General features: G+C 66.6%; 15 protein-coding genes. 10 read left to right on the forward strand and 5 right to left on the reverse strand.

Annotated elements, in window-relative coordinates:
* Positions 1 to 53: 53 nt before the first annotated feature.
* From tatA to ABG82_RS11605, 4 genes are all read left to right on the forward strand, one after another.
* Positions 54 to 314 carry a Sec-independent protein translocase subunit TatA gene (gene tatA, locus ABG82_RS11590; RefSeq protein ID WP_043079177.1) on the forward strand — a complete coding sequence of 87 codons (261 nt, stop codon included), beginning with the start codon at positions 54 to 56 and terminating at the stop codon, positions 312 to 314.
* Positions 315 to 358: 44 nt separating this feature from the next.
* Positions 359 to 1300, forward strand: a complete 942-nt coding sequence (tatC, locus tag ABG82_RS11595) for a twin-arginine translocase subunit TatC (protein ID WP_078343456.1) — start codon at positions 359 to 361, stop codon at positions 1298 to 1300.
* A gap of 22 nt (positions 1301 to 1322) precedes the next feature.
* Entirely contained in the window at positions 1323 to 4058 is a 2736-nt protein-coding gene (locus ABG82_RS11600) for a DEAD/DEAH box helicase (RefSeq protein ID WP_043079134.1), read from the forward strand.
* Between the two features lie 81 nt (positions 4059 to 4139).
* A complete protein-coding gene (locus ABG82_RS11605; protein ID WP_043079135.1) occupies positions 4140 to 4847 on the forward strand; it encodes a DUF4333 domain-containing protein in 708 nt (235 codons plus the stop codon).
* Positions 4848 to 4903: 56 nt separating this feature from the next.
* Here ABG82_RS11605 and ABG82_RS11610 read toward each other — a convergent pair whose 3' ends face one another.
* Complete coding sequence (locus ABG82_RS11610; RefSeq protein ID WP_043079178.1) at positions 4904 to 5842, reverse strand: 5'-3' exonuclease; 939 nt, start codon at positions 5840 to 5842, stop codon at positions 4904 to 4906.
* Between the two features lie 60 nt (positions 5843 to 5902).
* Here ABG82_RS11610 and ABG82_RS11615 point away from each other — a divergent pair, with 60 nt between their 5' ends.
* Positions 5903 to 7027: a M24 family metallopeptidase gene (locus ABG82_RS11615; protein ID WP_043079179.1), complete on the forward strand. Its 1125-nt coding sequence runs from the start codon at positions 5903 to 5905 to the stop codon at positions 7025 to 7027.
* Here the strand turns inward: ABG82_RS11615 and ABG82_RS11620 are convergent.
* On the reverse strand, positions 7017 to 7442 hold the full coding sequence (locus ABG82_RS11620) for a F420-dependent biliverdin reductase (RefSeq protein WP_043079136.1): 426 nt from the start codon (positions 7440 to 7442) through the stop codon (positions 7017 to 7019). The two genes, ABG82_RS11615 and ABG82_RS11620, sit on opposite strands and share 11 nt — an antisense overlap.
* 101 nt (positions 7443 to 7543) lie before the next feature.
* On the opposite strand from ABG82_RS11620, the gene ABG82_RS11625 reads away from it, so the two are divergent.
* From ABG82_RS11625 to ABG82_RS11640, 4 genes are read left to right on the forward strand one after another with little or no spacing between them, the layout of a single operon-like run.
* On the forward strand, positions 7544 to 8269 hold the full coding sequence (locus ABG82_RS11625; RefSeq protein WP_043079180.1) for an SDR family NAD(P)-dependent oxidoreductase: 726 nt from the start codon (positions 7544 to 7546) through the stop codon (positions 8267 to 8269).
* Positions 8230 to 9450 carry a bifunctional cobalt-precorrin-7 (C(5))-methyltransferase/cobalt-precorrin-6B (C(15))-methyltransferase gene (locus ABG82_RS11630; protein WP_043079137.1) on the forward strand — a complete coding sequence of 407 codons (1221 nt, stop codon included), beginning with the start codon at positions 8230 to 8232 and terminating at the stop codon, positions 9448 to 9450. The genes ABG82_RS11625 and ABG82_RS11630 overlap by 40 nt, the downstream gene beginning before the upstream one ends.
* Complete coding sequence (gene cobM / locus ABG82_RS11635) at positions 9447 to 10202, forward strand: precorrin-4 C(11)-methyltransferase (protein ID WP_043079138.1); 756 nt, start codon at positions 9447 to 9449, stop codon at positions 10200 to 10202. The genes ABG82_RS11630 and cobM overlap by 4 nt, the downstream gene beginning before the upstream one ends.
* A gap of 20 nt (positions 10203 to 10222) precedes the next feature.
* Positions 10223 to 10951 (forward strand): cobalt-precorrin-6A reductase, encoded by a 729-nt coding sequence (locus ABG82_RS11640; protein WP_043079181.1) that lies wholly within the window; start codon positions 10223 to 10225, stop codon positions 10949 to 10951.
* On the opposite strand, the gene ABG82_RS11645 is transcribed toward ABG82_RS11640, so the two are convergent.
* The 3 genes from ABG82_RS11645 to cobG are packed head-to-tail and all read right to left on the reverse strand — an operon-like array spanning position 10923 to position 14194.
* Positions 10923 to 12401, reverse strand: coding sequence for a precorrin-2 C(20)-methyltransferase (locus tag ABG82_RS11645; protein ID WP_043079139.1), 1479 nt, complete (start codon positions 12399 to 12401; stop codon positions 10923 to 10925). The genes ABG82_RS11640 and ABG82_RS11645 overlap by 29 nt on opposite strands.
* Positions 12398 to 13024 carry a precorrin-8X methylmutase gene (locus ABG82_RS11650; protein WP_043079140.1) on the reverse strand — a complete coding sequence of 209 codons (627 nt, stop codon included), beginning with the start codon at positions 13022 to 13024 and terminating at the stop codon, positions 12398 to 12400. The genes ABG82_RS11645 and ABG82_RS11650 overlap by 4 nt, the downstream gene beginning before the upstream one ends.
* A 9-nt stretch (positions 13025 to 13033) precedes the next feature.
* On the reverse strand, positions 13034 to 14194 hold the full coding sequence (cobG, locus tag ABG82_RS11655) for a precorrin-3B synthase (RefSeq protein ID WP_043079141.1): 1161 nt from the start codon (positions 14192 to 14194) through the stop codon (positions 13034 to 13036).
* A 33-nt stretch (positions 14195 to 14227) separates the two neighbouring features.
* Here cobG and cobN point away from each other — a divergent pair, with 33 nt between their 5' ends.
* Complete coding sequence (gene cobN / locus ABG82_RS11660) at positions 14228 to 17851, forward strand: cobaltochelatase subunit CobN (protein ID WP_043079142.1); 3624 nt, start codon at positions 14228 to 14230, stop codon at positions 17849 to 17851.
* Positions 17852 to 17857: the final 6 nt, after the last annotated feature.

Consider the following 17857-nt stretch of genomic DNA (forward strand, 5'->3'; position numbering starts at 1 on the left):
AACCAGCCCTGGGGTAGCATTCAGGGCATACACGACGTCTGGAGGTGACCACATTGGGCGGTCTACAACCCATGCACTGGGTAATCGTAATCGTCGTATTCGCGCTGCTCTTCGGAGCTAAGAAGCTGCCCGACCTCGCGCGTTCGCTGGGTAAGTCGCTGCGGATCTTCAAGTCGGAAGTCAAGGAACTGCAAAACGACGGGAAGAGCGCCGAGAGTGCCCCGCAAGCCGTGGAGCAGCAACAAGTGCCTCCTACTGTCGCGGTGGAAGCACCCCCGATCGAGTCGACTCCCGGTCACAAGCCCACCGCCTAGCCGCGTCTGCCCGCGAGATAGGCCGGCCGGACAGGTCATGGTTTATGAATAAGGTTCTGGGTGCTCTTCGGCTGCCTGGACGTCCTCGACAACCCAAGAATCCCGACGGCACCATGTCGCTCGTCGAGCATCTGCAGGAGCTGCGCACGCGCCTGTTGATTTCGGTGGCGGCTGTCCTGCTGACCACCATCATCGGTTTCGTCTGGTACGAGCACACCATGTTCGGCCTCGAGAGCCTGGGCGAGTGGCTGCGTGAACCGTATTGCTCGCTGCCGGCCAGCGCGCGGGCCAATCTCAGTGCCGACGGCGCCTGTCGGCTGCTGGCCACGGCGCCGTTCGAACAGTTCATGCTGCGCCTCAAGGTTGGCCTGACGGCGGGCGTGGTGCTGGCCTGTCCGGTATGGCTGTACCAGATCTGGCGGTTCATCACCCCGGGCCTGTACCGCAATGAGCGCAGGTTCGCGATCATCTTCGTCACGGCGGCGGCGGTGTTGTTCGTCGCGGGCGCGCTGCTGGCCTACCTGGTGTTGGCCAAGGCGCTGCACTTCTTGCTGACCGTGGGCAGCGATGTTCAGGTCACCGGCCTCAAGGGCGACGAGTACTTCAGCTTTCTGATCAACCTCTTGCTGGTCTTCGGGGTCAGCTTCGAATTCCCCTTACTGATCGTCATGCTGAATTTCGTCGGGATCATCTCCTACGACAAGCTCAAGAGCTGGCGCCGCGGTCTGATCTTCGGCCTGTTCGTGTTCGCCGCGTTCGCGACCCCGGGATCGGATCCGTTCTCCATGACGGCATTGGGGCTCGCGCTCACGCTGCTCTTGGAGTTCTCCATCCAGGTCGCTCGGGTACACGACAAGCGCAAGGCAAGACGTGAGGCCGCGCAGCAGCTCAACGACGACGAGGCCTCCGCGCTGGATGCCCCCGAAGCCATTGCCGCACCCGAACCGATCGGTCCTCCCGAGCGGTTCGACAACAGGGGTAAATGATGAGCCTCTCGGGTGAAGAACGTTGACCACAGTCCCCACGCCGCAACTGAGCGCGTTCTCGCAAGGGCTGAGTTTCGCGCTCGACCCATTTCAGGTGCGCGCCTGCACCGCACTGGAGAACGGGCACGGCGTGCTGGTCTGTGCGCCCACCGGCGCGGGCAAGACCATTGTCGGTGAGTTCGCAGTGCACCTGGCGCTGGCCGCCGGGCGTAAGTGCTTCTACACCACCCCGATCAAGGCGCTGAGTAACCAGAAACACAACGATCTGGTGTCCGTGTACGGACCCGAAAAGGTCGGTCTGCTCACCGGCGACTCGTCGATCAACTCCGACGCGCCGGTGGTGGTGATGACCACCGAGGTGCTGCGCAACATGCTGTACGCGGATTCACCAGCGCTGCATGGTCTTTCCTATGTCGTCATGGACGAGGTGCACTTCCTCGCCGACCGGTTCCGCGGTGCGGTGTGGGAAGAGGTGATCCTGCACCTGCCCGAGGACGTCGCGCTGGCCAGCCTTTCGGCCACGGTGAGCAACGCTGAGGAGTTCGGCGGCTGGATCAAGACGGTGCGCGGCGATACCACCGTGGTGGTCGACGAGACGCGCCCGGTTCCGTTGTGGCAGCACGTCATGGTGGGACGGCGGCTGTTCGACCTGTTCGATTACGACGGCAAGAAAACCGAGGTCGATCCGGAACTCACGCGCTACATCGCCCAGCGCCGGCAGGCCGATCGCTTCGCGGACTTCGACCGCCCGCGCCGCCGGGGGCCGCACGATCGCAGTGGGCGCCCACCCACCCTGTACCGTCCGCCGTCGCGGCCCGAGGTCATCACGCGGCTCGACGAGGACGGCCTGCTCCCGGCGATCACCTTCATCTTCTCCCGCGCCGGATGCGATGGTGCTGTGTCGCAATGTCTTCGGTCCCGCTTGCGGCTTACCACGGAGCAGGAGCGGCACGAGATCGTCGCCATCATCGACCGGCGCACCGAAGGGCTGCCCGAGGCCGATCTGGATGTGCTCGGGTATTGGCAGTGGCGTGAGGGGCTGCTGCGCGGTATCGCCGCGCACCATGCGGGGATGCTCCCGGTGTTCCGCCACACCGTCGAGGAGCTGTTCACCAAGGGATTGGTGAAGGCGGTGTTCGCCACCGAGACACTGGCATTGGGAATCAACATGCCCGCGCGCACAGTGGTGCTGGAACGGCTGGTCAAATTCAACGGCGAGCAGCATGCCGCGCTGACCCCTGGGGAGTACACCCAGCTGACGGGCCGGGCGGGCCGCCGCGGAATCGACGTCGAGGGACACGCCGTCGTGCTGTGGACGCCCGAGCTGGAGCCCAGCGAGATAGCCGGTCTGGCCTCCACCCGTACCTTCCCGCTGCGCAGTTCCTTTGCGCCGTCCTACAACATGACGATCAACCTGGTGCACCGGATGGGACCGGATCCGGCTCGGGAACTGCTGGAGCGATCGTTCGCGCAATACCAGGCCGACCGCTCCGTCGTGGGCCTGGTACGCGGCATCGAGCGCGGTCAGAAGATGCTCGACGAGATCGCCAATGAGGTTGACGGGCATGATGGTTCGGTCTTGCAGTATGTCCGGCTGCGAGCCGGCCTCGCCGAACGTGAGCGGGCCGCCGCGCGGGCGTCCCGGCTGGAACGCCGCGGGGCGGCCAATGAGGCTCTGGCCGCCCTCAAGCGGGGTGACGTCATTGCGATCCCGCACGGCAGGCGCAATGGGGTGGCCGTGGTGCTGGAGCCCGCCCACGACGAGGACGACCCGAGGCCGTTGGTTCTCACCGAACATCGTTGGGCCGGCAGGATTTCATCGGCTGACTATTCCGGTGGGGCCGAACCACTGGGATCCCTGACGCTGCCCAAGCGCGTCGAGCATCGTCAGCCCAAGGTGCGCCGCGATGTGGCGTCGGCATTGCGCTCGGCACTCGACGAGGGCCGGGTCCGCAGGCCGGCGGTGGGTAAGCGGCGCGCGGATGGTTCTCCTGGAGACGCCGACGCCGATGTGGAACGGCTACGGCGCGAAATTCGGGAACACTCAGTGCATCACGCCCCCAAGCGCGAGGAATTGGCGCGTATCGGCGAGCGCTATCTGCGGATCGAACGCGACAACGCCCAATTACAGAAGAAGGTGGCGGCCGCGACCAATTCACTGGCCCGCACCTTCGACCGCATTCTGACGCTGCTCACCGAACGTGGGTATGTCGAGGCCAGCTCCGAGCTCGGCATGAAGGTCACCGAGGACGGCATGCTGCTGGCGCGTATCTACAGCGAGAGCGATCTGCTGGTGGCCGAATGCCTGCGGCGCGGACTGTGGGCGGGGCTCAAACCCGCGGAGCTGGCGGCGGTGGCATCGGCGGTCTTGTACGAGTCCCGCGGTGACACGGTGTCGCCGACCGGAGAGGCGCCGACGGCCGCGCTGCGTGGCGCGCTCGCCGAGACTCATCGGGCGCTGGCTCGGCTGCGGCGCGACGAACAGCTGCACCATCTCGCGCCGACGCGCGAGATCGATGAGGGCTTCGTGGCCGCGGTCTACCGGTGGGCCACCACGGGAGATTTGGCGGCGTCGTTGGCGGCGGCCGGTGACACAGGTACCGCGCTGCCGGCAGGCGATTTCGTGCGGTGGTGCCGGCAAGTGGTGGATCTGCTGGACCAGATTCACAAGGCTGCGCCCGACGCCGCATTGCGTTCCACGGCGAAGACGGCGGTCGGCGACGTGCGGCGTGGCGTCGTTGCCGTTGATGGCACATAAGGTCGAGCAAACGCTAAGGTGGAGCGTCAGCACGCTCTTACACACCGGTAAGAAACATAAGGTCGCGACACGGGAGGAACGATGAGCGGTCCACAGGGAACGGAACCCGGCGGACAGTGGGCGCCGCAACCTGGGCAAGGCCAAGAGCCCTGGCAGACACCGCAATCCTCAGATCCGGCGCAGCAGGGCGAGCCGAGTTGGCAGCAGCCCGCCTACGGTCAGGGACAGCAGTATCCGCAGTACCAGCAGCCTGGTTTCCCGGGCGGTGGTTTCGGCGATCCGAGCCAGTTCGGTCAGCAGCCCGGCCAGGGATTCGGTGAGCCGAGTCAGTTCGGGCAGCCCGGCGCCTACGGCCAGCAGGGCCAGTACGGACAGCAGGGTGCATACCCCGGCCAGTACGGACAGCAGCAGGGGCAGCCGTTCCCACAGTTCGGCGCCGGTAAGCCGCAGCGGTCCACCAAGACCATCGCGATCATCGGCGGCATCGTCGCGGCCGCGGTCATCCTGATCGTGGTGCTGGTCACCGCGTTCCTGGCTCCCGGTTGGGCGATGACCACGACCCTGGATGTCAACAAGGCCCAGGACGGCGTGACGAAGATCCTGACCGATGAGACCAACGGGTACGGCGCCAAGAACGTCAAGGACGTCAAGTGCAATGACGGCAACAACCCCGAGGTGAAGAAGGGCGCCACCTTCACCTGCGATGTGAGCATCGACGGCACCAAGCGTCAGGTCACCGTGACCTTCCAGAACGACAAGGGCACCTACGAGGTAGGCCGTCCCAAGTAGCCGGTTTCGCGAAAACGCCGAGTGTGCAGATCCGCACACTCGGCGTTTTTGTATCGCTAGGGCAGACCGTCGAGCGCTTTCTGTAGACGGGTGACCGCCGACCCGATGCCCAGTTCGGTAGCCAGTTCGGCGACGCGCTGCGGGTCGCGCGCGGTCAGCGGCAGCGTGTCGCTGTCGCGGTCGATTGTCACCGGTGCGTCCACCGCGACCCGTACCACCGGCTCGGCAGCACATATGTAGTCGGTTGCCGCCTGCAGCTTGGCGCGGACCGCCTTGGCCAGACCGGATTTCGGATCATCGGCAGCGGCGAGGATGCCGTCCAGCGAGCCGTACTCGGCGAGCAGTTTGGCCGCTGTCTTCTCACCGACGCCCGCGACACCGGGCAGGCCGTCGGATGGGTCGCCGCGCAGCAGGGCCAGCTCCGCGTAGGCCGCGCCGGCACGCTCGACGGGCACGCCGTACTGCTCGGAGACTTCGTCGGGGCCGAACAAGGTGGCCTTGGCGAATCCTCGCCCCATGTAGAAGACGCGGACGGGCACCGGGGCGTCGGTGACGACCTGCAACAGGTCGCGGTCACCGCTGACCACGATGACGGGGTCGCGGCGCTCGGTGGCGGCGAGGGTGCCCAGTACGTCGTCGGCTTCGAAACCAGGGGCCCCGGCCGAGGCGATACCGAACGCGTCCAGCATGGCGGCGATCATGTCGACCTGGGGTGTCAGTTCGTCGGGCACCTCCTCGACGTCGACGACACCGTCGGGCTCTTCTTCCACCACCCGGTGCGCCTTGTACGACGGAATCGCGGCAACCCGCCAGGCAGGTCGCCAATCCAGATCCAGGCACACCACCAGCCGATGCGGCCGATGCAGCGTGATGAGCTGGGAGATGGTGTCGAGGAAGCCGCGGACCGCGTTGACGGGTCTGCCATCAGGGGACTTGATGGAGTCCGGGACCCCGAAGTAGGAACGGAACCACAGGCTGGCGCCATCGAGGAGCAGGACTGGTCGGTGGAGGTCTTCTGACACGGCTCTCAACCTATGCCAGATAGCCTGGACCGTATGGCAGCCCAGCGTTTCGAATCCGATGTCTACGCCAACCGTCTGCGGCGCGCCGCGCAAGAGGCGGTGAAGGCAGGGGTCAGTGGACTGGTCATCACGCCCGGCTACGACCTGAGATACCTCACCGGGTCGCGGGCGCAGACCTTCGAGCGGCTCACGGCGCTGGTGGTGCCGGCCTCGGGGCGGCCCACCGTGGTCGCCCCCCGAATGGAGCTTGCGGCGCTGCGGGATTCAGCCATCGGAGACTTGGATATCCCCATCAGTGACTGGGTCGACGGCGAGAACCCCTATGAGCTGGTGCGCGCGGCGTTGGGGTCCTCGGGAACGGTGGCCGTCACCGAATCCATGCCGGCATTGCATCTGCTCCCGTTGACGGACCTGATCGGGACGGTGCCGGTGCTGGCCACCGGGGTGCTGCGCCGACTGCGGATGGTCAAGGATGCCTCCGAGATCGATGCGCTGCGTAAGGCGGGCGCCGCGATTGACCGGGTGCATGCGCTGGTGCCCGAACTGCTGGCTCCGGGACGTACGGAGGCGCAGGTGGCCGCGGATATCGCCGAAGCCATTGTGGCCGAGGGCCATTCGGAGGTGGCTTTCATCATCGTCGGTTCGGGACCCCACGGGGCCGACCCGCACCACGAGTGCTCGGACCGGGAGCTGCGGGCCGGGGACATCGTGGTGGTTGATATCGGCGGTAGCTATGAGCCGGGCTATAACTCGGACAGCACCCGGACCTACAGCATTGGTGATCCTGATCCCGATGTTGCTCAACGGATTTCCATTCTTGAACAGGCGCAGCAAGCCGCGGTTCACGCCGCCCGCCCGGGTGCGACAGCCGAATCCGTGGATGCCGCCGCGCGCCGGGTGCTCACCGAGGCAGGGATGGGGGAGGCCTTTGTCCATCGCACCGGGCACGGCATTGGGCTATCGGTGCATGAGGAGCCCTACATCGTGGAGGGCAACGACCTGGTCTTGGAGCCCGGCATGGCCTTCAGTATCGAGCCCGGCGTCTACTTCCCCGGTCAATGGGGCGCACGCATCGAGGACATTGTGGTTGTCACCGAAAGTGGTTGTGAATCTGTAAATTTGCGGCCCCACGGCCTGACCGTGGTACCTATTCGCTAGGGCTGTCGGTCCGGTTCAGTAGATCGGAGGAGCCCAGCACCCGCTGGATCTTGACCTCGATGACCACTCGCTTGGGGTTCACGCGTGGCGTGCGGTAACGCTGCGCGTAACGCAACTCGGCGTCACGCACCGCTTCCTTTTCCGTGACAACGGTGGCCGCGCCCTCCAGGGAGAGCCAGCGGGCTCCGTCGACCTGGCTGAGTACGGCGAGGCCGCCGCGTTCGGCGTTGATGGCCTTCTGCGAGCCGCCCGTGGTGATCACCCGCGCGATGTGGGTAGTGGGGTCAAAAGTGAAGCCGACGGCCACCACATGGGGGCTGTTGTCTTGACGCAGTGTGGTCAGCATGGCCAGATGGCGCTCGGACAGAAAGGCCAGCGCGTCATCGGTAAGTCGGGTGGTAGGGGTGTTCGGCATCAACTCTCACGCTAGCGCAGGTCATAATCGCTGACGTGACCGACACGGTGCGACACTCCGGCCAGCTTGGGGATGAGCCGCGTGCGCGAAGGCCGTCGACGGTGGTGATCTTCGGCGGCCGCAGTGAGATCGGGCTCGAGGTGGCAATTCGATTGGCGCCGGGTAACACCGTGGTGCTGGCCGCACGCCGGGCCGATGACCTGGGCGATGAGGAACGGCGGGTGCTGGAGGCGGGCGCGGCGGGTGTCGATCGCATCGAATTCGACGCGGGTCGGCTCGAATCCCATGAATCGGTGCTGGCTTCCATCATCGAACGGCACGGGACCATCGACGTGGCCGTTCTCGCGTTCGGGCTGCTGGGTGATCAGGCGCGGGCGGAGACCGATGCCGAACACGCCACCGCGATCGTGCACATCGACTACGTGGCGCAGATCGCGTTGCTGACCAGTCTGGCCGTGCGCATGCGAGGTGCCGGGCGCGGTGCTCTGGTGGTGTTCTCCTCGATCGCCGGATGGCGGGTGCGCCGGGCCAACTATGTGTACGGATCGGCCAAGGCGGGGTTGGACGGATTCGCGAACGGACTCGCCGACGCGCTGCACGGATCCGGGGTCCACCTGCTGCTGGCGCGCCCTGGTTTCGTGATCGGCCGGATGTCCGCCGGAATGTCGCCGGCGCCGTTGTCGAGCACGCCGCCCCAGGTGGCCGAAGCGACGGTGCGGGCATTGCGCAGCGGAAAACGGACGGTGTGGATCCCGCGGGCATTGGGTGCGCTGGCGTTCGTGATGCGATGGGTACCGTCATCGGTATGGCGCAGGATGCCGCGGTGATTACCGTGATCGGGATAGGTGCGGACGGTGTCGACGGACTGTCCACGCGTTCCCGTCGTGAATTGCAGCGCGCATCAGTTATTTTCGGTTCGCTTCGCCAGCTGGAGCTGCTGGCCGAGGAATCGTTGGCGGCCGAATGCCGGGTGTGGCCCTCACCGCTGCTGCCCGCGCTGCCCACCATGTTCGACGGTCTCGGCGATGTCCACGTGCTGGCCAGCGGCGACCCCATGTTGCACGGCATCGGCACCACACTGACCCGGCTGTTCGGCGCGCGGCGGGTGCGCGTCTATCCGCATGTGTCCAGCGTGTCACTGGCCTGCGCGCGGATGGGTTGGCCGGTAAACGGCGTGGAGATCATCAGTCTGGTGAATTCCCCCGTCGATTCGGCCCGGCGATACAGTGGTCGTGCGGTGGTGTTGAGCCGCAATGCCAACACCCCGGGGGCGCTGGCGCAGACGCTGTCGGATGCCGGGCTGGGCGCATCACGGCTGACGGTGTGGGAGCAGTTGGGCGCGGCGGCCGAGCGCTCGTTCGGCGCAGTCGCCCACGATTGGCGCCACCTACCTGGTGATGCGCTCAATGTCATTGCCGTCGAATATATTCCGGCGGACGAGAGAGTAATCCTGCCTTTGGTCACGGGGCTACCAGAGGACGCTTTCGAGCATGACGGGCAGATCACCAAGCGTGAAATCCGCACGATCACCCTGGCGTCGTTGGCGCCACGGCCCGGTCAGCGGCTGTGGGATGTCGGCGCGGGGTCGGGAAGCGTTGCGGTGGAATGGTCCCGTAGTGGCACCGGCTGTAGTGCCTCGGCCTTCGAGGTCGAGCCATCGCGGCGGGCCTCCATTTCCGCCAATGCCAGGAAGTTCGGCGTCGATATCGAGGTTCTAGGCGCGGCCCCAGATGATTTCGGGCAGGCCACCGCGCCCGACGCGATTTTCGTCGGCGGCGGCGTGACCCAACCGGGCCTGCTGGAAGCGTGTTGGGCGCAGCTCCCCAGCGGAGGCCGAATGGTCGTCAACGCGGTCACGGCGGAGTCCGAAGCGCTTTTGTTGCAATGGTATTCACGCCACAGGGGAGACCTGCGCAGATATCGCGTCGAGGATGCCGCCCCGCTCGGGGGCTTCACCAGCTGGAGGTCTCGTCTGCCCGTCGTTCAATGGAGCACCGAAAAGTCATGACCGTCTACTTCATCGGCGCCGGTCCCGGAGCGGCCGACCTCATTACGGTGCGCGGCCAGCGGATCCTGCGGCGATGCCCCGTCTGCCTGTATGCGGGATCGATCATGCCGCGTGACCTACTGGACGAGTGCCCGCCGGGGGCCCGGATCATCGATACCGGTCCGCTGACTCTGGACGCCATCATCGACGAGATCTCCGCGGCCGACGCACAGGGATGGGACGTCGCCAGACTGCATTCGGGCGATCCCTCGCTGTACAGCGCGGTTGCCGAGCAGCGGCGCCGGCTCGATGCGCTGGGTATCGGCCACGAAATTGTGCCGGGGGTCCCGGCATTCGCGGCCGCGGCCGCCGCACTGGGCACCGAACTCACTGTTCCGGGTGTCGCGCAGACCGTCACCATCACCCGGGTTTCGACGTTGTCCACCGCGATGCCGCCGGGTGAAGATCTGCGCAGCCTGGCTGCCCCAGGGGCGACGCTGGCACTGCACCTGGCGGCAGCCCAGATCGACAGTGTGGTGGGCGACCTCGTCGCGGGGGGATATTCACCGGATACCCCGGCCGCAGTGGTGGCATACGCCAGTTGGCCCTCCGAGATCGTCCTGCGCGGCACCCTCGCCGACATAGCGTCAAAAATGACGGCGTCCGGTGTGACTAAGACAGCGGTCATCTTTGTCGGCAAGGTGCTTGCGGCGGAGGGCTTCAGTGACAGTTATCTGTATTCGGCGGGACGTCGGAGAGGGGCCTCGCACTAGTGGCAGCGCTACGGAAGATCTTGATCCTCGGGGGTTCGGCGGAGGCGCGTGAGCTGGCCGGGCGACTCGCGCCCCGATTCGAAGTCACCACCTCGCTCGCCGGGCGCGTGAACAACCCCGCGGTACCCGCGGGGGCGCTGCGTATCGGCGGCTTTGGCGGCGAAGTAGGCCTGCGAAAATGGTTGGTGGACAACTCCATCGACGCGGTGTTGGACGCCACGCACCCGTTCGCGGCGACGATCACCGAGAACGCGGTCGCCGCGTGCGACCGGCTGGGCATCCCGCATCTGGTTCTGCGGCGCCCACCCTGGCCCGCGGGCGATGCCACCGTGGTGTCTTCCGCGGCCGAGGCCAAGGACGCGGTGACAGCACAGGGCTTCTCTCGGGTGTTCTTGACGTCGGGGCGGTCCAGTATCGGGGCGTTTCTGTTCTCGGACGCCTGGTTCCTGATCCGCGTGGTGGAACCCATGTCCGCCGATGAACTACCCGAACGGCACCATCTGCTGTTGTCCCGTGGCCCGTACACGGTTGCCGCGGAAACCGAGCTGATGCGCCAATACGAGATCGAGGTGCTGGTCACCAAGAACAGCGGTGGCTCCATGACCTCGGCCAAGTTGGAAGCAGCTGCGGCGCTGAACATTCCCGTCGTCATGATCGACAGACCGGCGCTACCGGAGAATGTGTCCACGGTGGCGACCGTGGATGAGGCGCAGCAGTGGGTTATCGAGCGGGATACCGCCGGGGTGTGAACACCTGCGGCCCGGATTCGGTGTCCTGACGCTGGGTCTGTGACGATCCGACGATCACCAGGGTGCGCATGTCCACCACGGCGGGGTCGAGTTCGCCGAGCGTGGTCACGCGCACGGACTCTTCCGGGCCGCCGACATCGCGTCCCAGTACCACCGGGGTGGCCGGATCGCGGTGCTCCAACAGCACCTCGCGCATCGATGCGACCTGCCAGGTCCGGGACTTCGACGCCGGGTTGTACACGGCCAGTACGAGATCGGCCGCCGCGGCGGCCCGCAGGCGAGACTCGATGATCTCCCACGGCTTGAGGCGATCGGAGAGGGAGATCACCGCGTAGTCGTGACCGAGAGGAGCGCCCACCCGGCTGGCGACAGCCTGCGCGGCGGTCATCGCGGGGAGGACTCGAACCGTGACATCAGGCCAGGCCCGGGCCTCCTCAAGTACGGCCGCGGCCATCGCGAACACACCGGGATCGCCCGACGATACGACGGCCACCCGCCGGCCACCCGCCGCCAGCTTGAACGCCAGCTCGGCGCGGGCGGGTTCATCACGGTTATCGCTGGCATGCCGAATCTGGCCGTCCCGGGCCGGGATTCGGTCCAGATAGGGGCCATAGCCGATGAGGTCGGTGGCTCGCGCCAGCTCCTGACGCACCTCGGTGGTGGTCCAATCGTGATGCCCCGGGCCCAAACCGAGGACTGTCACCATGCCGTCGGGTTCGATGTCCGCGACGGATTGGGCGCCAGGGACCAGAATCAGCGAGAAGTACGGCACCGAGGCGGGATCGACCTCGGCCGCGGGAAGCACTTTTTGACCCGCGGTGCTGGCCCGTTCCACGTAGTACGCGCGCTCCAGCAGGCCGGCGGTGTCCAATGCCTGTCGCACGGCGCCGTAGGAACGGCCCAATTTCATGATGACCGCGGCACTGGAATCGCGGAGTCTGCGGGCGATCTCATCGGCGGGCAGGGTGCCGGGTATGACGGTAAGGATCTCGTCGCCCTCGACCAGGGGGGTGCCGGTGGCGGCCGAAGCGGCGCTGAACGATGTCACGCCGGGGATGATCACCGCATCGAATCTGTCGGTCAGGCGGCGGTGCATATGCATGTAGGAGCTGTAGAACAGTGGATCGCCCTCGGCCAGCAACGCCACGTTCCGCCCGGAATCCAGATGGGCGGCAATGCGGTTCGCGGACTCCTCGTAGAAGTCGTCGATCGCGCCGCGGTAACCGCCCGGATGATCGGTGGTTTCGGTGGTGACCGGGTACACCAGGTGTTCTTCGATCTGGCCCGGTCGCAGATACGGCTGCGCGATCGAGCGGGCGATGCTGCGGCCGTGCCGCGCACTGTGGAAGGCCACCACGTCGGCCTCGCCGATCACCCGTGCCGCCTTGACGGTCACCAGGTCGGGATCACCGGGGCCCAGGCCCACACCCCACAGCGTTCCTCTGCTCATTCTTGTTCGCTCGCAATCGCGTTCACCGCGGCGGCGGCCATCGCACTGCCGCCGCGCCGGCCTCGCACCAGCAGGTAATCCATGCCGCGCGGGCGGTCGATCAGCTCCTGCTTGGACTGCGCCGAGCCGACGAATCCGACCGGACCGCCCAAGACGGACACCGGGGGAGCAACGCCCTCGTCGACGAGTTCGAGGATGCGGAACAACGCGGTGGGCGCGTTGCCGATGGCGGCGACACAACCCGGGAGGCGGTCAGACCAAAGATCCACGGCAGCGGACGATCTGGTGGTTCCGGTGCGTGTGGCGAGTTCGGCGGCGCGTGGATCGGAGACCAAGGACACCACCTCGTTGTCGGCGGGCAGGCGCAGCCGGGTGATACCCGCCGCCACCATCGAGGAATCGCACAGGATGGGGGCACCGGCATCCAGAGCCGCGCGGGTGCGCTCGACCACCTCGGGGGTGAAGGCGATCTCGCCGGGCAGATCCACCTGACCGCAGGTGTGAATGAGCCTGACCACCACGCGCGCCACATCGTCGGGGAACGCCGACAGGTCGGCCTCGGCCCTGATGGTCGCGAACGACTGCCGATAGATCTCGGCTCCGTCCCGTACGTAGTCCAGCACGCGCTAACCCTACGGGTGCCGCTCCAGCGGCCGATAACCCAGCTCCGTCGCCACCAGTACCTGTCCCGCGCTGGGCGAGCCGCAGGCCCGCGGGCAGCCCACCCAATGCCGATGAACCGGCGAATGGATACCGCTGGCGATCTCTTCGGCCACCTCGAGGCGCACGTGGGCGTGCACGTCGGTACGTGAACGCCCACACCCGGGCAGGCCGGTGCAAGAACTGGCATTGAGCCAGGGAGAGCGTTCATCGAAGATCAGGCCCAGTGGCGCCAACACACGCAGCACCGCGTCGGCGTCCTCGTGGGGGAGGTCGCAGAGCAGCACGGATCGCCACGGGGTGATGACGACGGGTTTTTCCGCTGCCGCCAGTAGTGCGGCCACCTTGGCCGGCAGCTGCCCCAACGGAACCCCGGCACCCAGCGTCACCAGGTCATCCGCGGGATCACCGGAGGAAAGCTGTTCGATCCAGCCCACCGGTGCGCGCGGCGCCGAAGTGGCATCCTGCGGGGCTTCGGCCACCGCCTCGCCGACAGCCGTCGCGAGCGTGCCCGCACCCTCGGGTAGTTCGGCGACCCGCCAGGCGTTGCCCCGGATCCGCACAAAGGTTCGGGCGATGGTGAGGACGCGTTCGATCGCGGAATCGGGATCGCTGTCGCACGCCGAGGTGAGGCGCCCGTCCAAGAGCAGCCGCCATCCGTTCGTGCCGTGGCGCAGCCCCACGTCGGCGCCCATGGCCGACATATCCGCGCGCCCGTCGTCCAGGCTGAACAAGAACCGGCCCGGCAGCTCGGCAAGGGGGGCCGACGCGATCAGCCCGCGATCGAGGGCCGACACCAGGGGGCGCACATCGGGGAAATCGCCGACTCGTCCCGACAGTGGGGACGCGACGATATTGCGAACCCGTTCATGACTGGGCGACGGCAGCAGCCCGGCCTGCGACAGCAGTGTCTCCACCGCCTCCGCATCGCGTATCGAGCGCAGCTGCATGTTGCCGCGAGAAGTGAGCTCCAGGACCGGTGCCGCGTAGTCGCCCGCCGCCTCCGCCAGCGCGGCCAGCTGCGCCGACGTGACCATTCCGCCGGGCAGCCGGATACGCGCCAGTGCCCCGTCGGCCGCCTCGTGTAACCGCAGCGCACCGGGGCACGCGTCGTCTGGGCTGGAGCGGGTCACCTACTCACCGTAGGACTACGGTACGAATGTCTTGTGAGCGATGCCCCGATCCTGATTCTGTCGACCTCCGACACCGACCTGTTGAGCGCACGCGCCAGCGGTGCGAACTACCGATGGGCCAACCCTTCTCGTATCCACGTCGACGACCTGCCCGGTCTGCTCGACGGGATGGGTGCCGTGGTCGTCCGGCTACTCGGCGGGCGGCGCGGTTGGGAAGAGGGCATCGACGCCGTGATCGGCTCCGGCGTGCCCGCCGTCGTCGTCTCCGGTGAGCAGGCCCCCGACGCCGAACTCATGGAATGCTCCACCGTCCCGGGTGGTGTCGCGCTGCAGGTGCACCGGTACCTGGCCGAGGGCGGGACGGCGAACCTGCGGCAGCTGCACGCATTCCTCTCCGACACGATCCTGATGACCGGTATCGGCTTCGAGCCGCCCGCGACCAACCCGGCCTGGGGTGTGTTGGCACGCGACAGCGCGCGCGCCGCCGACTCGGGTCCCACCGTCGCGGTGCTGTACTACCGCGCCCAGCAACTCGCCGGAAACACCGCGTACATCGATGCCCTGTGCACTGCCATCGAAAACCATGGCGGACGGGCGCTTCCGGTCTTCTGCGCCTCGTTGCGCACCGCTCCTCCGGAGCTGCTGGAGACACTCTCGGCGGCCGATGCCATGGTGGTCACGGTGCTGGCGGCTGGCGGTGCCACCCCGGCATCGGTGGGTGCCGGGGGATCCGACGACGAATGGAACGTCGCCCACCTTGCGGCCCTTGATATCCCGATCTTGCAGGGGCTATGTCTGACCAGCCCGCGAGAGGACTGGGACGCCAACGACGACGGCATGAGCCCGCTGGATGTCGCCACCCAGGTGGCCGTTCCCGAGTTCGACGGACGCATCATCACGGTGCCGTTCTCGTTCAAGGAGATCGACAGCGACGGGCTGATCACCTACGTACCCGACGCGGAGCGATGCGCGCGAGTCGCCGGTATCGCCTTGCGGCACGCGAAGCTTCGATCGATACCTGCGGGGGAGCGACGCGTCGCCGTGGTGTTCTCCGCGTACCCCACCAAGCACGCGCGCATTGGTAACGCTGTCGGTTTGGATACTCCGGCGAGTGCCGTGGCGCTGCTGACCGCGATGCGCGATGCGGGCTATGACGTGGGTGCCGACGGCGACATCCCGGGCCTCCCGGTGACCGGTCGGCCCGCGCAGGAGGGCGACGGCGACACCCTGATTCACACCCTCATCGAGCGTGGCGGGCAGGACCCCGACTGGCTTACCGCGGATCAGTTGGCGGGCAACCCGATTCGTGTGTCGGCGCGGCAGTACCGGGAGTGGTTCGCGCGGTTGTCGCCGGGGCTCACCGAACAGGTCGTCGAACATTGGGGCCCGCCGCCCGGGGAGCTGTTCGTCGACACGAGCGTCAATCCTGAGGGCGATATCGTGATTGCCGCGCTCCAAGCAGGCAACACGGTGCTATTGGTGCAGCCGCCCCGTGGGTTCGGCGAGAATCCGGTCGCCATCTACCACGATCCCGATCTGCCGCCGAGTCACCACTACCTCGCCGCATACCGCTGGTTGTCGGCACCCCGTGCGGAGGGCGGTTTCGGTGCCGATGCGTTGGTGCACCTGGGCAAGCATGGCAACCTGGAATGGCTTCCCGGGAAAACCGTTGGGCTATCGGCGGATTGTGCCACCGATGCCGCGATCGGTGATCTCCCACTGATCTATCCCTTCCTGGTCAACGATCCGGGCGAGGGTACGCAGGCCAAACGGCGTGCCCACGCGACCCTTGTCGACCACCTCATTCCGCCCATGGCGCGTGCTGAAACCTACGGAGATATCGCCCGTTTGGAGCAGCTGCTGGACGAGCACGCGAACATTTCGGCGCTGGATCCGGCGAAACTGCCGGCCATCCGCCAGCAGATCTGGACGCTGATGCGGGCGGCCAAGATGGACCATGACCTGGGGCTGGCAGAGCGTCCCGACGAAGAAGTCTTCGATGACATGCTGCTGCATGTCGACGGATGGCTCTGCGAGATCAAGGATGTGCAGATCCGCGACGGCCTGCACATCTTGGGCAGTGCTCCCGAGGGCGAGGCGCAGGTCGATCTGGTGCTGGCTATTCTGCGCGCGCGCCAGATGTGGGCCGGCGAGCAATCGGTGCCCGGACTGCGTCAGGCGCTCGGCCTGGCCGAGGACGGCACCGACGATCGCACCCGGGTGGATGAGATTGATCAGCAGGCACACTCGTTGCTGACCGCATTGCAGAATGCGTCGTGGAGTCCCGACGCGGTCGGCGATCTCACCGATGACCCGCTGGTGGCGCAGATACTCCGGTTCGCGGCCACCGAGGTGGTGCCGAGACTGAATGGCACCAACGGTGAGATCGATGCGGTGCTGCGCGCTCTGGACGGACGATTCATCGAGGCTGGCCCCTCCGGCTCGCCGCTGCGCGGTCTGGTCAATGTGCTGCCGACCGGCCGCAACTTCTACTCGGTGGACCCCAAGGCAGTCCCCTCGAAGTTGGCCTGGGAAACCGGCCAGGCCATGGCCGATTCGCTGCTGCAGCGGTATCGCACCGACTACGGCGATTGGCCGCGTTCGGTGGGACTCTCCATCTGGGGAACGTCGGCAATGCGGACCTCCGGTGACGATATCGCCGAAGTGCTTGCACTCCTGGGCGTTCGGCCGGTGTGGGATGACGCGTCACGGCGTGTGGTCAGCCTGGAGGCCATCTCGTTGGCAGAGCTGGGTCGCCCACGAATCGACGTCACGGTACGCATCTCCGGATTCTTCCGTGACGCCTTCCCGCACGTGGTGACCATGCTCGACGACGCTGTCGCGCTCGCGGCCGGACTGGACGAACCCGCCGAGCAGAACTATCTGCGTGCCCACGCCGAGGCTGACCGTGCCGAGCACGGGGATTGGCGGCGCGCGACCATGCGCATCTTCGGTTCCAAGCCGGGAACCTATGGCGCGGGGCTGTTGCAACTGATTGACAGCCAAAACTGGCGCAACGACTCCGATTTGGAGCAGGTGTACACGGCATGGGGCGGGTTTGCCTATGGCCGCGGACTCGACGGTGCCGCTGCGAGTGAGGACATGCGCCACCAGTATCGGCGGATCGCGGTGGCGGCCAAGAACACCGATACCCGCGAGCACGACATCGCCGATTCCGATGACTACTTCCAGTATCACGGCGGCATGGTCGCCGCCGTACGGGCGCTCACCGGCAAGGCCCCGGCGGCGTACATCGGTGACAACACCCGACCGGACTCGGTGCGCACCCGAACGCTATCTGAGGAAACCACAAGGGTTTTCCGCGCACGTGTGGTGAACCCGCGGTGGCTGGAGGCGATGCGCAGGCACGGCTACAAGGGTGCCTTCGAAATGGCGGCGACCGTCGACTACCTGTTCGGTTACGACGCGACCGCCAACGTGATGGCCGACTGGATGTACGAGCAGCTGACCAACAGCTATGTGCTTGACGAGCAGAACCGTAAGTTCATGCAACAGTCAAACCCGTGGGCGCTGCACGGCATCGCCGAGAGACTGCTGGAAGCGGCGAGCCGAGGGCTGTGGGAGAAGCCGGATCAGCAAGTTCTGGATGATTTGCGCAATGTGTTCCTGGAAACCGAGGGCGAGCTGGAGTCGTAGCATCGG

Source organism: Mycobacteroides immunogenum (assembly GCF_001605725.1).
GTDB lineage: Bacteria > Actinomycetota > Actinomycetes > Mycobacteriales > Mycobacteriaceae > Mycobacterium > Mycobacterium immunogenum.

What these genes read in the sequence shown, in the direction of transcription:
- tatC (WP_078343456.1), top strand. Translation starts at nt 359, where the DNA reads ATGAATAAGGTTCTGGGTGCTCTTCGGCTGCCTGGACGTCCTCGACAA.
- ABG82_RS11620 (WP_043079136.1), bottom strand. Translation starts at nt 7,442, where the DNA reads ATGCCGAACACCCCTACCACCCGACTTACCGATGACGCGCTGGCCTTT.
- cobM (WP_043079138.1), top strand. Translation starts at nt 9,447, where the DNA reads ATGACCGTCTACTTCATCGGCGCCGGTCCCGGAGCGGCCGACCTCATT.
- ABG82_RS11615 (WP_043079179.1), top strand. Translation starts at nt 5,903, where the DNA reads ATGGCAGCCCAGCGTTTCGAATCCGATGTCTACGCCAACCGTCTGCGG.
- ABG82_RS11645 (WP_043079139.1), bottom strand. Translation starts at nt 12,401, where the DNA reads ATGAGCAGAGGAACGCTGTGGGGTGTGGGCCTGGGCCCCGGTGATCCC.
- ABG82_RS11630 (WP_043079137.1), top strand. Translation starts at nt 8,230, where the DNA reads ATGGGTACCGTCATCGGTATGGCGCAGGATGCCGCGGTGATTACCGTG.
- ABG82_RS11605 (WP_043079135.1), top strand. Translation starts at nt 4,140, where the DNA reads ATGAGCGGTCCACAGGGAACGGAACCCGGCGGACAGTGGGCGCCGCAA.